This window comes from Aneurinibacillus tyrosinisolvens (assembly GCF_001015055.1).
GTDB classification, from domain to species: Bacteria; Bacillota; Bacilli; order Aneurinibacillales; family Aneurinibacillaceae; genus Aneurinibacillus_A; species Aneurinibacillus_A tyrosinisolvens.
Window position 1 is genome coordinate 1 of the sequence record NZ_BBWZ01000046.1, and the last position, 13415, is coordinate 13415.

Genomic DNA, 13415 nt, shown 5'->3' on the forward strand with positions numbered 1-13415 from the left:
ATTTAAGATAGTCCCTCTTTTTTGCTGTTTAAAGGAATCTTCATCTTGCTACCTCGATTCCTCCTATTTTTTTAATGGACGAACTAGTTAGGTAACAACCTGAGTCCAATCTAATTTTAGGCTCAAGCTGTGCAGATTATTTTTTATACTGAAAATGGTTGACATCTGTCTATCTTGCCTGGTTTTCTCCATACCAACGGCATTTCTACGAAATAGGGCAAACGTAACCATTTTAAAAAAATGGGGTTATTTCATTGGATTTTGCCCATAAATGACTTCTTTTTCTTCATGGCTTCGTTCGAGTTGTTCAATAGAAAGTGCCCGAGTGTGTTTTGTATGGTTCCATTCCTTTTGATTTTTTTTGAAAAAACCGATGATTGTTACGGGTATCCATGATAAACCGAATAAGTACGATACCACGAACCAGTGTAACTTTTTCCCTTTCTTTTCAAGTATTATGGAAACAATTGGTAAAGAAATGTAGCAGAGAACAAAGGCTGCATAAACCCAGCCATCGAATAAAATGGAACGATCCACGACATTCCCTAAAGCGCCGTCGACTTTATACATGCCTGTATAAGAAAGCAGGGAGAATATCAATAGAATGAATGCCAAAATAGAACGAGATGGCATTGCCAGGTAGATGGCTGAATCAATCAGCATTAATTTTCTCCGCTTGAATCCCTCCTTTACCAGGGGGATTGCATACCGGGTCATACAGTCAAAGTGTCCCTGCATCCAGCGAATACGCTGTTTGAAAGATTGCTTGAATCCCAGGGGCTTTTCATCAAATAATTTTGCTTCATGAGCCCATGCGACTCTTTTTCCGGTCTTTAAAATATATCGTTGAGTAAACTCCAGGTCTTCTGTTAATGATGTAGCTCCCCATCCGATTTCCTTTAAAACCTTGGTAGCGACGGTAACGCCCGTTCCACCCAATTGAGCTGTCAACCCCAGATGTTCCCTTGCTAATTGATACATTCTGTTTGTGGACCAGTAGGCAAATGAATATGATTTTGTTACCCAGGTATCATCCGGATTTTTTGAATCAAGGTACCCCTGAACGACATCATGCCCATCAATTAACTTTGAATTAATAATGTTAAGGAAGTCCTTGCTTACAAGGTTATCTGCATCAAACATCATAACTGCATCATATGTTATTCCTTGTCCTTCAAGTTCCCAGAGTCTTTCAAACATCCATTCCAGGCCAAAGCCCTTTCCCATTTTAAACGGGTCATGTCTTTCCATTGCTGTTACACCTGTTTTTCTTACTTCCTCTGCAGTCCGATCGCTACAATTATCACAAATGACGTAGACATCATACAAATCCTTAGGATAATCCATTTGTTTTAGATTTTCGCAGATTTGGCTGATAACATCTTCTTCATTATGGGCAGCAACTAAGACAGCAAATTTGTTTATTGGTTCTTTTATTTCTATCTTCTTATCCCTTTTTAGGCCAAGGTAACTCATAACTGTTTGATACCCGACAAAGAATAATGAAATACTCTGTACGGCGGAAAGAAAAAAATAGACACCAAGTTCCATGGATTCTCCCCAGCCTTGTGTGAATACCCCGTATGTAAAAGTTACAGCAAGGCAAAGTAAGATTAAAGATATAAACATCATTCCACCCCTGTATCATTTTGATTTATTTTTTATTATTTCCATTTAAAGACATACAGATACTTATAAAGAAAAAAGGTATTTGACTTACCAGATTGGGAAATAATTACGGAGGGGAATTTTTATTTAAGAAGAGGAAATTTATTACCTCCTTAAATACCGTCTAAAAAAAGAAAAAACCTCATTCTAGGAGTATGTTATGCCAAAAAAAGTTACCGTTCTCTGGGTAGTTACTTTTGTTACCATTATTCTTAAAATGCTTTATGTCAAATATTCCATTATGGGGAAAATCAATCCTGAAGGGTTTGCTGCAGAGGTATCCTTTTTATTCATCCTTATCTCGCTATTCACGTGGCTAAAAAGGCAGGCTGTAAATATTTCTCTTCTTTTGCTCAACTTAATCATGACAGTACTGTCAGTAACTACGGTTATGTATTTTAATTATTACCATGCAATTTTTACTTATAAATCATTGCATCAGCTACATCAGATCGGAACCGTTAAAGATGGCATATTGGCCCTGTTTAAACCCGTATATTTTTTGTTTTTTGCAGATTTTTTTCTGCTTGCCGGCTTATATAAAATCAAGCATGTTTTTACTGGGCTATCTATAAATATGAATAAAAAGCTGACATGCATTGCTGCGGTTTTGGTCGTATTTTTTATTTCATTAGGAATTTTCAATTCCACGAATACACTCAGTGAAATAAATAAATACGATCAACTGGGTCTTGTTGGATATCAGTTTTCTGCAGCAGCCATTGGAATTAAGCAACGATTTAAAGCGGAGCAAGTGATAAATGCTGAAACAATCAAACAGAAACAAGGCGACTTCATAACGCATAGGAATAGGAAACTGCATGGCATTGCCAAAAACAACAATGTAATCGTTGTTCAGCTGGAAGCCATGCAGAATTTCTTAATCAACAAAAAAATAAATGGAAAAGAAGTAACACCACATCTAAATAAACTTATAAAAGAGTCTTATTATTTTCCAAACTTCTATACACAAGTAGGAATAGGAAATACATCCGATGCCGAATTCATTACCAATACCTCCATTTATCCATTAGGTGACATTGCGATGTCTTCAGCAATTGAAAAAAAAAATGTACCTGGATTGCCCAGATTATTGGGTAAACTCGGCTATCACACGGCAACCTTCCATGCAAACAATATTTCCTTCTGGAACCGTGAAAAACTTTATCAAGCACTTGGGTTTCAAGAATATTTTGATGATAAATATTTTGGGAACGAAGATGTGATTGCATATGGAGTTTCAGATGAGGTTATGTACAAGAAAACAATCGCAAAGCTCTTAGAGTATAACCAAAAAGGGGAGAAATTCTATTCCCATATTATTTCTTTGTCCAGTCACTTTCCATATAATCTACCTGATACAAAAAAACGTTTTACAGTCGGTTTGCCTGCTGCCTATGATAACTCTCGTGTAGGGTCCTATATTCAAGCTGTAAGTTATGCTGACTATGCTTTCGGTAAATTCCTTGCCGAATTAAAAAAAGATGGCATGTATGATCATTCGATCATTGTAGTATATGGAGATCATCAAGGACTTCAAACCGAAAATGAAAAAGATGTGGCACTTGTCCATGAATTATTGGGAAGAAAATACGATACGCTGCTTGATCACCTTAACGTTCCCTTAATTGTTAAAATTCCTACAGTAACAAAGGGAGAAATCATACAGACAGTAGGGGGACTGGTCGATATTTATCCAACTATTGCAAATTTATTAGGTGCAGACATAAGCAAAGAAATTGTTTTTGGGACCGACTTAATGAATGCTAACGATCACATGATTGGCATTCGTTTTTATGCACCAACGGGTTCTTATATTAACCAGTCTTTCGGTTTCACTCCAGGTACAACGAAAAGCAGCGGGAAAATAATGAACTTAAAAGACAGAAAAGTCTCCCCTGCCAACAATGAAGCCTTGAAACTACAGGAGCGAATGGTAGAGTATCTCAAATTATCTGATGAATATGTTAGAGCGTTAAAATAAATGAAAATCATCTAGTTATTCGACGCGCCATTGATGGCAGGTCTTAAACAACGCTTTGTTATAAATCGTCCACCCGGACGATTTTTTATTTTGCAGCCTGCGTCTTGCTCAGCAAAATCATAGTTTAAAGAAGTAATAAAATAGGATTCGCTTTCTTTTCAAAAATAACAGAATAGTCTATAATTATGGACGTGACCTAAATTCAACCGTTAAAAAAAAGAAAAAAGGAGGGGGTTTCTTGCATCGCTTAATTACGATAACAACCTTATTAGCAGGCGTTCAATGGCTCTTTTTTATGTTCGCTAATACGGTTGTCATTCCAATATCTGTTGGAGCAGCCTTTCATCTGTCCGCAGGTGAAATCTCCTCGGCACTGCAGCGTTCCTTCATTTACACAGGCATCGCCTGTGTGCTTCAAGCCGCAATCGGGCACCGGCTGCCGCTCATGGAAGGACAATCCGGCTTATGGTGGGGCGTTATTCTAAGTTTATGTGCATCGGCTGCCTCCAGCCAGATGAGCCTGTCTTTACTTGGCGGCGGCCTCGCCACCGGGATTATCCTTTCCGGGATTGTCATTGCAATTTTAGGCGCTTTAGGAATCGGCGCACTTCTGAAGAAAATCTTTACACCTATCGTTATGAGCGTTTTTCTCTTGCTTCTGGCCAGCCAATTGATTTCTATCTTTACCAAAGGCATGCTCGGTCTATCAACCAGCCCCCATATTGATGTAAAAGCAGCATTATTGTCCGTATTTTTAATTATTTTGGTTAGCTGGTTAAATATCAAAGGGCGCGGAAAAATCAGCAATTTTTCTATTTTAATCGGGATTGTAGTTGGATGGATTCTATACGTTATTCTTTTTGGCGCCAGAGCGCCTGCTCAAACAGCGGACGTTTCCCTGATTTCCTTCTTTCCCTGGGGAAGGCCTAATTTCGAGTGGGGGATTGTGCTGACTGCCCTGCTAACCGGCTTGATTAATACAACGAACACGGTAGCTACGCTTCGGGGAGTTGAGCCGCTTTGTGAGAAGAAGACGACGGACGGGCAATATCAACGTTCCTTTCTGCTAACAGGAATCAATTCTGTAGTTTCCGGATTGCTGGGGATGGTCCCTTACGCTCCGTATACTTCATCCCTTGGCTTTTTGCAGTCCACCCGGATTTTAGAGAGATCGGCCTTTATTGTCGGAGGGCTGGTGTTTATCCTGCTTGGCCTTATTCCCATTCTCAGTTCCTTATTCGCCACGATGCCGATAAGCGTAGGGGATGCAGTGTTGTTTGTCGCCTACTTGCAGCTATTTGGTTCGGCTTTAAAAAATATAGAAGGAATTCAGTTCAGTTCCAGGACGATTTATCGTATCGCAGGCCCTGCATTACTTGGCATTGCGCTGCTTACGTTACCCGCTGAAGCGTTTCTTTCTTTTCCGATGTCGATTCGTCCTCTAATCAGCAACGGGCTACTGGTTGGGATTCTTGTGTCGCTTGTCCTTGAGAACACCGTAAATTGGGCTCGTTTGGAACAAAAGGAGGTGAATTGAATATGTTTTTTCTTGCCCTGACCAGTTCCTTTTTAAATGCGGTGAATGCCTTGTATGCGAAAAAAATCACGGTGCAAATGAAGGACAATAACAGTTTCATCGTAGTTTCTTTTCTGCTGGTTGGTCTTATGCTTGGCTGCGTTATGCCGTGGTATTATTCGTTTTCCATTACACCGGCTTCCATCGGCTTACTGGTCGTTGTGATTGCTTTGGATACCGTGTCCAATGTCTTGTTTTTCTTAGCGCTTGGGCGAATCCAGGTATCCCACCTGGCTGTATATACGGCGCTTACCCCGCTGTTCACGTTTATTCCAAACAGCATGCTGCACGGGTTTAATGTACATATTTTAATCCCGGTTCTGCTTATCGTGCTTGGTGTCTATTTTCTCAACGTAAAAGGGAGAAACCTCCTTACTCCATTGATAGAGCTTAAAAAAACGGGGAATTTATTAGGGCTTGCTACCGCTGTTTTTTCGGGTCTCAGCATGGTTCCGACCCAGCAGCTTCTTGTGCATCAATGGGTCAATGCCCCTACGCTTTACTTTTTCCGCGCATGTGGAATTGCGCTCATTATTTACTTGTTGTATCGGCCCAAACTATGGTTTCCGGAACTTGGTACACACTTATCCATTCGCAGCCTGCTTGCGGTCATCCAATGGGTCTCCCTGCTTTCCGCTCTGCGGCTGGCCGATGGGACACTCGTGGTAGCTTTGGCGTATACGTCGCCGCTGTTCGCCTTATTCTTAGCACGCATTTATTATAAGGAGCCAATTACGACGGCCAAGCTAATCGCCTGCTGTATTACGATTTTAGGTATTTTATTTATCATGAAATGACGGAGGGCAAGATGAGAAAAATACGTTTAGGTTTACTCGGAGCGGATGACTCGATCGGCGTTATTCAATCAGTCATAAGCGAATACCCTGAATTCGAATGCGTACCGATTGTTTATTGGCGGGAAGAGGAAATTGTTGATCTTCTAAAACCGGTTGCGAATGACTTTGATATCTGGCTCTTTTCCGGTAAGGTCCCTTATTCCATCGCAAAAAGCTGGGGCGGAATTACAAAGCCGATGTTTTTTACACCGCATACCGGCTCAAGCCTCTATAAAACCCTGCTGCAAATCTCTTATCATGAACAAATTCCGATGGAACAGATCAGCTTCGATAACTACCATCCTGATGAACTCGAACGCATTCTGGACGAGGCGGAAATTAAAACAAGCCATCTATTTCTCAAACATTATGAAGGGGACATTGATGCACATGAACTGGCGGCCTACCATTATGAATTGTGGAAGAGCGGGAAAACGAAAGCGGCCGTAACATGCCTTCGGACCGCTTATTTGGAGCTTGAGCAGATGGGTGTCCCTGTTTACCGTGTGCTTCCCGCTAAGCCGGCCATCCATTCTGTGCTGAATCTGGCCCTGCGCACTTATGAAATGCTGCATTTTAAAGAAAGCCAGATTGCTGTTCAAATGATTGAAATCGATTCCTATGTAGGGATGGCGAAGGACACTTTTTCAACGGATGAGATTTATAAAATAGAAATCAAAATTGCGGAGAAGCTGCTCACTTACGCCAACAAAATCCATGGCTCCCTTAAATCAGCCGGCCCTGGCAGGTATGTGATTTTTACAACGCGCGGTTTATTGCAAAATATTACGGGTGAATTTACGGTTATCCCTGATTTGGAAGACCTCGGCCAGTTAAAGAAAGAAGTAATGACGTGCGGTATCGGAATTGGCAAGACGGCGTATGAAGCGGAAATCAATGCCGGGCGGGCTTTATTTCATGCCAGAGAATACGGAAAAGGGAGCTGGATGGTTGGCTTTGATAATAAAACGATAGCAGGACCACTGGGAAGGGAAGAGCAAATCACACACGCGTATGCTTCAAAGGAGCTGCAGAAAGTAAGCGAGCAGACATCCCTCAGCATTTCTACATTAAGTAAACTGAAATCCATCCTCGGAAAAATAGGAAAGAATGAAATTGGTGCCCATGAACTGGCGCAGTATATGCAGATTATGCCGAGAAGCGCGCGCCGGATTCTGACTGAACTGGAGGAGAACGGGATTGCGCAGGTCGTGGGTGAGGAGACCCCTTATTCTCGTGGCAGACCGAGAAAAATTTACAATATTTCTTTAGATTAAAGCACGCGGATCATGTAACTGCATTTTTCTAAAAAATTCATCTTAACAAAATAGAACAATAATTATATAATTATGGTCATAACCTTAAATCGACCTTAAATAAATTGAATTTTACAGCGGGAGGAAAAATGATTAATCAGGACAGATTATGGAATCGCCTTATGGAATTAGGCTCGATAGGGAAGCAAGCGTCCGGCGGAATCACTCGTTTATCCTTTAGTGAAGAGGAGCGGGCAGCCAAAAGAAAAGTTGCTTCATATATGGAGGAAGCTGGGCTTACAGTCTATGAAGACGCCGTGGGAAATCTAATCGGCCGCAGGGAAGGAAGAAATCAGGACGCGCCGGTTGTACTCGTCGGGTCACATGTCGATTCGGTATACAACGGCGGGAATTTCGATGGACCGCTCGGCGTGCTCTCCGGCATTGAAATTCTGCACACGATGAATGAGCAAGAGATCGTCACGGAGCACCCGATTGAAGTGGTTGCCTTTACCGATGAAGAAGGAGCAAGATTCAGCTTCGGGATGATCGGGAGCCGGGGAATTGCCGGAACGCTCGTCCGCGATCAATTGCAAAATAAGGATCAGCAGGGGATTACAATCGCCGAAGCGATGAGCGAAGCCGGATATGACCCTTCTGCCATCGGCCAGGCAGCGCGGCCTAAGGGTACGGTGAAGGCTTATGTAGAATTGCATATCGAACAGGGAAAAATTCTTGAGAAGCGCAATGCATCCGTTGGTGTTGTTACGGGAATCGCGGGTCCTTTATGGCTCAAATTCGTGATCAAAGGAGAGGCGGGGCATGCGGGGACGACTCCAATGAACGATCGCAATGATGCCCTCGTTGCAGCTGCCGGAATCATTCAACTTATTGAAGAAGAAGCAGCTAAGACCGGTTCCACCGTTGGAACCGTCGGGCAGTTGCAGCTATATCCTGGCGGCATCAACATTATTCCCGGAAAGGTTGAGTTTACCCTCGATCTTCGGGATATAGATGAAGCGGTCCGCGATAAGGTGGAACAGCGGATTGTAACAGGAGCTGAGAGGCTGTGTGAACAGCGCAGCGTCCGTTTAAAAACAGAAGTGCTACAGCGTGTCGCCCCTGCGCCGTGTTCCAGTGTCATTCAGGAGAAAGCCAAGGAGGCGTGCGTAAAACTCGGTCTGGAACCTATTTCCCTTCCAAGCGGAGCCGGACACGATGGCATGCAGCTTACTGAGCTTTGTCCCATGGGGATGCTATTTATCCGCTCAAAAGACGGAATTAGCCATAATCCTGCGGAGTGGAGTTCTAAAGAAGATTGCGCAGACGGTGCCAATGTACTGTATGATACCGTCCTTCAGTTAGCTACTAAAGAGTAGAGGAGCGTATGAAAATGCAAACAGAAACGTTAAACAGCGCGGTAGAACAAACGAGAGAAGAAGTGGTTAACTGGAGGAGATACCTCCACCAGCATCCTGAGTTATCCTTCCAGGAGGAAAAAACAGCGCAATATGTGTATGATACGCTTCAATCTTTTGGAAACTTAGAACTTTCCCGTCCAACCAGGACAAGTGTTGTAGCCCGCCTGATTGGTTCTGAGACGGGAAAAGTGCTGGCGATTCGCGCGGATATGGACGCATTGCCCATCCAGGAGGAAAACACGTTTAAATTTGCTTCTCAAAACCCGGGGGTTATGCACGCTTGCGGGCATGATGGGCATACCGCGATGCTGCTCGGTGCAGCAAAAATCCTGTCGGGGATGAAAGACAAAATAAAAGGGGAAGTTCGCTTTCTGTTCCAGCATGCTGAAGAACTGTATCCTGGCGGAGCCGAAGAAATGGTTCAGGCCGGTGTAATGGATGGCGTTGATATGGTTATCGGCGCTCATCTCTGGGCCCCGATTGAAATCGGAAAAGTAGGCGTTGTGTATGGGGCGATGATGGCTGCTCCGGATACGTTCTGGATTACGGTGAAAGGCAAGGGCGGGCACGCAGCGCTTCCGCACGATACGATTGATTCCATCGCCATCGCTGCCCAGGTCGTGACCAATCTGCAGCATATCGTGTCGAGAAATACGGATCCGCTGGATAACCTCGTTGTTTCTGTAACCCAGTTCATTGCGGGTACGACACATAACGTAATTCCGGGTGCAGTTGAAATCTGCGGAACGGTCCGCAGTTTCGATGCGAAGCTTAGAGAATCCGTCCCTCAGCTCATGGAACGGATTGTAAAAGGAATTACGGAAGCCCATGGCGCAGGCTACGAATTTAAATATCAGTGCGGATACCGCCCGGTCATTAATGATGAGCAAGTGACAAAGGTCATTGAAGAAACAGTACTGGAAGCGTTTGGCGAAGGGACGCTTTATATGATGAAGCCGAACATGGGAGGGGAGGATTTCTCCGCTTTCCAGCAAAAGGCGCCGGGTACTTACTTCTACGTAGGGGCTGGAAACAAGGAAAAGGATATTATCTACCCTCATCACCATGCCCGTTTTACAGTAGACGAGGACGCATTGGAAATTGGTGTAAAGATGTTCGTACATGCCGCATGCAAGCTATTAGGATAAAACGGTCTTTATTGTAGGAAGGCCCCTTTACCGGGGTCTATCCACACCATTTATTTCTAAATTCCTCCAGGCTAAATATTCAAAATTGGTTAACTAATTTAGATTATTAAAATGTAAAGTGGAAAGAGGGGGACAACGGTTGAAACTTTATCATCTATTAGCACTCATCCCGTTTATTACGATTCTTGGCCTTTCATCCTGGGCGAACCGGGTTGAACCTTATGTATTGGGTATGCCTTTTCTTCTTTTCTGGGTTGTACTGTGGACGGTTCTTTCAACGCCGATTATGTGGATTATTTTCAAATTAGATTCTGCAAGCAAGGGGGACACCTAAAATGAATATCTCATTAGTCATTATTTTTATCTTTCTCGCTTTATCGATTTACCTGGGGGTTCGGGCTCGAAAGGGAAAGGACATGGATCTCGAACAATGGACAGTAGGGGGAAGAGGGTTCGGCACCATTTTTGTGTTTCTCCTTATGGCCGGTGAGATTTATACAACCTTTACTTTCCTGGGTGGAAGCGGCTGGGCGTACGGAAAAGGGGGGCCAACCTACTATATTACGGCTTATGGCGCACTTGCTTACATTATGTCCTATTGGCTGCTTCCTAAAATATGGAGATACGCAAAAGAAAATAATCTCATGTCCCAGCCTGACTTCTTTGTCAGCAAATACAAGAGCCCTTATCTCGGTGTACTCGTTTCACTTGTGGGTGTAGCGGCTGTCATTCCTTATCTGGTCCTTCAATTGAAAGGGTTGGGAAGCATTGTTTCAGAAGCTTCTTATGGAATGATTTCACCGACGTTTGCGATTTGGATTGGTGCGATTTCCGTAACGGTATATGTGATGATTTCCGGTATTCACGGCTCTGCCTGGACTGCAGCGCTCAAGGATACTATGATTCTTATTGTTGTTCTGTTCCTTGGCATTTATCTTCCTTACCATTATTATGGCGGCTTCCAGGCGATGTTCGAAGCTGTTGATAAAGCGAAACCGGGTTTTCTGCAGCTTCCTGATAAGGGGTTAAGTGTATCCTGGTTTAATTCGACCGTCCTTCTAACAGCCCTGGGCTTCTATATGTGGCCACATACATTTGGGTCGATTTATTCAGCTCAAAATGAAAATGTATTCCGCAGAAATGCAATCATTATGCCTTTATACCAATTGGTTTTGCTTTTTGTGTTTTTCGTCGGATTCGCAGCCATCCTTCAAGTTCCAGGCCTGAAAGGAACGGATGCCGATCTTTCTTTATTGAAGTTGACCAAGCAGTCTTTTGATCCGTGGCTTGTCGGTATCATTGGTGCAGCCGGGCTATTGACAGCCATCGTGCCAGGATCTATGATTTTGATGGCATCAGCTACGTTAATATCCAAAAATATTTATAAAGTGTTTGTGCCGTCTGCTGAAGAAAAACAGATTGCGACCTTAGCTAAATATCTCGTTCCCGTGGTTGCTCTTGGCGCGTTATATTTCACTTTCCAGGGAGGAAATACCCTTGTAGCGCTGCTTCTGATGGGATATAGTTTAGTAACTCAACTGTTCCCGGCGCTTGTCATGAGTTTAACGAAAACTAACTTTGTCACGAAGCAAGGAGCCTTTGCCGGTATTCTTTCCGGCGTAGCTACGGTAGCTTATGTAACTATTAGCAAAACGACAGTCGGAACTCTGTTTCCTTCGTTGCCGCAATCCATTCAAGATTTGAATGTGGGTGTTATCGCTCTGGTTGTAAATATCGTATTCCTGGTCGTTGTAAGTGCAGCGACGAGAAAAGCAGTGGCGGAAAGCCAAAAGGAGATTATAGCTTAGGTAAGAACGGCTTCGTAAATGTATTCCCTCCAGCGGCTGGAGGGAATTTTTTGTGGGTAAAAGGCGTTTCCTCCGTAATCAATAAGTAGAAAAGCAGAGAGCAGGAGTGGGATGAAAAAATATCAAATTTATTTTATTTTGTTTTGTATTATGGTTGGATGGGGATTTAACGTTGTCGCCACCAAAGTACTGGCAGAGAACTATTTTCTAGCTGTAGGGCTTACGAAAACGACAGCTTCAAATGGCAGGGTTTGTTTTCATTCTGCTCAGCGTTATGCTCGGCTCGGGTGTTGCTGAAGATTTATTCCGTAATAAACAGCAAGGCAACTGATACAAGAAAAACGTGCAGTGAAAACTTAGGGTTTCTCTGCACGTTGAATATGTATTATTTAATGGATAAATGGCTCATCCTTCTTCGGCTTTTCTCGTATTACACCACCTGGCAATAAACACCGCAAGTATTTTTGTGAAGTCCAATAGTTTACCGATATCAACTTTCTCGTCCACTGCATGGGCATCCTCCAATTTTCCCGGCCCAAAAATGACAGTTGGAATCCCGGCCCGGCCCAGCCACCCGGCATCTGTTACAGTCGTCGACATTCCGATAGCCGGTTTTTCCTTTACCATGATTTCATATGAATTCGCTAAGCATTGCGTACCTGGATGGGCAGGATCAATCTCTAATGAGGGGAAAATTTCTCCGCGATCCACAATCATCGATTTTCCTCCCCAAATAAATTGCGGCGGATTATCCTTCAACCAAGGGTCAGCAGCTGCCACAAAACCTATATGCTGCTCGATTTCTTTTATCACTTCCTCATAATCCTCATTGGGATAGAAATGGACTGTTACCCACAGGGCGCAGTGATCGGCAATAAAAGCGGCATGCCGGCCTCCTTCAATGACGGCTGGATTAATTGTATTCGTGCCGGGAGCTATGCCCTCATAGTGTTTGGTTACCGCCCAATGGCGTTCTAGCTCCTGGAGGCCTGTAATAATTTTAGCCATCTTTTCAATTGCGCTTGCCCCTTTAATTCCACCGCCTGCATGGATCATTTTCCCGCGGATTCCGTCGTGATAGGTCTCCTTGCTTTGAATGATAATCCAGCCTGTAATGACGCCGCCCTGTCCCTGAATATGTAAATCGCTTGTATCAACGACTACAGCGAAGTCAGCCGTATAGCCTTTCTCCATACAGGCTAATGTCCCGGCTTCTCCTGCTTCTTCCCCGATAACGGATTGAAACTGCAAGTCCCCATGAAGGGGAACCCCGAGCTCTTTTAAGATTTTAATCGCGATAAGGGATGCCGCGATCCCGCCCTTCATATCCGCTACCCCGCGCCCGTATATGTAAGGGTCGCTAACGCGGGTGGTAAAAGGCGATGAGGTCCACTCCTTGTCATCCCCAACTTCCGCCACATCGATATGGCCGTTGATAATTAAGCTGTGATAATGCTCAGAAGATTTTCCGGGTAAAACTCCTACAACATTCGGATCGCCAGGGTAAACATCCCACATATCTGTTTCAAATCCCAGGTCGGCCAAATACTGTTTGATCGCATGCTGAATGTTATTTGTATTGCGGGCTGGGGGACTAACAGTAGGAAATGAAACGAGGGTGGCTAATAGTTCAGTGATTTCATCTTTCCTCACTTCAACTTCGTTTGAAATACGCTCCGCCAGCTGATCAGGCTTCATTTGCATATCCTCACTCCTTT

At 43.7% G+C, this 13415-nt stretch carries 11 protein-coding genes; 9 read left to right on the forward strand and 2 right to left on the reverse strand.

The genetic code is table 11. From position 1 onward, the window contains the following. Nucleotides 1–246: 246 nt before the first annotated feature. Nucleotides 247–1632, reverse strand: coding sequence for a glycosyltransferase family 2 protein (locus MBEAL2_RS24300; protein ID WP_152667913.1), 1386 nt, complete (start codon nt 1630–1632; stop codon nt 247–249). 196 nt (nt 1633–1828) lie between these two features. On the opposite strand from MBEAL2_RS24300, the gene MBEAL2_RS24305 reads away from it, so the two are divergent. The 9 genes from MBEAL2_RS24305 (at nt 1829) to MBEAL2_RS24345 (ending at nt 11994) form a co-directional block, all read left to right on the forward strand. Continuing rightward, nucleotides 1829–3652, forward strand: a complete 1824-nt coding sequence (locus tag MBEAL2_RS24305) for an LTA synthase family protein (RefSeq protein WP_052947980.1) — start codon at nt 1829–1831, stop codon at nt 3650–3652. 238 nt (nt 3653–3890) lie between these two features. Continuing rightward, nucleotides 3891–5189 carry a uracil/xanthine transporter gene (locus MBEAL2_RS24310; RefSeq protein WP_236693007.1) on the forward strand — a complete coding sequence of 433 codons (1299 nt, stop codon included), beginning with the start codon at nt 3891–3893 and terminating at the stop codon, nt 5187–5189. Between the two features lie 2 nt (nt 5190–5191). Next, nucleotides 5192–6025 carry an EamA family transporter gene (locus MBEAL2_RS24315; RefSeq protein ID WP_047154826.1) on the forward strand — a complete coding sequence of 278 codons (834 nt, stop codon included), beginning with the start codon at nt 5192–5194 and terminating at the stop codon, nt 6023–6025. 11 nt (nt 6026–6036) lie between these two features. Next, nucleotides 6037–7341 (forward strand): helix-turn-helix domain-containing protein, encoded by a 1305-nt coding sequence (locus tag MBEAL2_RS24320; RefSeq protein ID WP_047154827.1) that lies wholly within the window; start codon nt 6037–6039, stop codon nt 7339–7341. A gap of 128 nt (nt 7342–7469) precedes the next feature. After that, nucleotides 7470–8699 (forward strand): Zn-dependent hydrolase, encoded by a 1230-nt coding sequence (locus tag MBEAL2_RS24325; protein ID WP_047154828.1) that lies wholly within the window; start codon nt 7470–7472, stop codon nt 8697–8699. 14 nt (nt 8700–8713) lie between these two features. Next, nucleotides 8714–9889 (forward strand): M20 family metallopeptidase, encoded by a 1176-nt coding sequence (locus MBEAL2_RS24330; RefSeq protein WP_047154829.1) that lies wholly within the window; start codon nt 8714–8716, stop codon nt 9887–9889. A 139-nt stretch (nt 9890–10028) separates the two neighbouring features. After that, nucleotides 10029–10223 (forward strand): DUF3311 domain-containing protein, encoded by a 195-nt coding sequence (locus MBEAL2_RS24335; protein ID WP_047154830.1) that lies wholly within the window; start codon nt 10029–10031, stop codon nt 10221–10223. A 1-nt stretch (nt 10224) separates the two neighbouring features. Beyond that, the gene (locus MBEAL2_RS24340) at nt 10225–11697 is read left to right on the forward strand and encodes a sodium:solute symporter family protein (protein ID WP_047154831.1); all 1473 of its coding nucleotides are present in this window, start codon (nt 10225–10227) and stop codon (nt 11695–11697) included. A gap of 111 nt (nt 11698–11808) precedes the next feature. After that, nucleotides 11809–11994, forward strand: a complete 186-nt coding sequence (locus tag MBEAL2_RS24345; RefSeq protein WP_047154832.1) for a hypothetical protein — start codon at nt 11809–11811, stop codon at nt 11992–11994. Nucleotides 11995–12102: 108 nt separating this feature from the next. On the opposite strand, the gene MBEAL2_RS24350 is transcribed toward MBEAL2_RS24345, so the two are convergent. After that, nucleotides 12103–13395: an acetylornithine deacetylase gene (locus tag MBEAL2_RS24350; protein ID WP_047154854.1), complete on the reverse strand. Its 1293-nt coding sequence runs from the start codon at nt 13393–13395 to the stop codon at nt 12103–12105. Nucleotides 13396–13415 lie beyond the last annotated feature (20 nt).

What these genes read in the sequence shown, in the direction of transcription:
- MBEAL2_RS24300 (WP_152667913.1), bottom strand. Translation starts at nt 1,632, where the DNA reads ATGATGTTTATATCTTTAATCTTACTTTGCCTTGCTGTAACTTTTACA.
- MBEAL2_RS24305 (WP_052947980.1), top strand. Translation starts at nt 1,829, where the DNA reads ATGCCAAAAAAAGTTACCGTTCTCTGGGTAGTTACTTTTGTTACCATT.
- MBEAL2_RS24315 (WP_047154826.1), top strand. Translation starts at nt 5,192, where the DNA reads ATGTTTTTTCTTGCCCTGACCAGTTCCTTTTTAAATGCGGTGAATGCC.
- MBEAL2_RS24320 (WP_047154827.1), top strand. Translation starts at nt 6,037, where the DNA reads ATGAGAAAAATACGTTTAGGTTTACTCGGAGCGGATGACTCGATCGGC.
- MBEAL2_RS24325 (WP_047154828.1), top strand. Translation starts at nt 7,470, where the DNA reads ATGATTAATCAGGACAGATTATGGAATCGCCTTATGGAATTAGGCTCG.
- MBEAL2_RS24330 (WP_047154829.1), top strand. Translation starts at nt 8,714, where the DNA reads ATGCAAACAGAAACGTTAAACAGCGCGGTAGAACAAACGAGAGAAGAA.
- MBEAL2_RS24340 (WP_047154831.1), top strand. Translation starts at nt 10,225, where the DNA reads ATGAATATCTCATTAGTCATTATTTTTATCTTTCTCGCTTTATCGATT.
- MBEAL2_RS24345 (WP_047154832.1), top strand. Translation starts at nt 11,809, where the DNA reads ATGAAAAAATATCAAATTTATTTTATTTTGTTTTGTATTATGGTTGGA.
- MBEAL2_RS24350 (WP_047154854.1), bottom strand. Translation starts at nt 13,395, where the DNA reads ATGAAGCCTGATCAGCTGGCGGAGCGTATTTCAAACGAAGTTGAAGTG.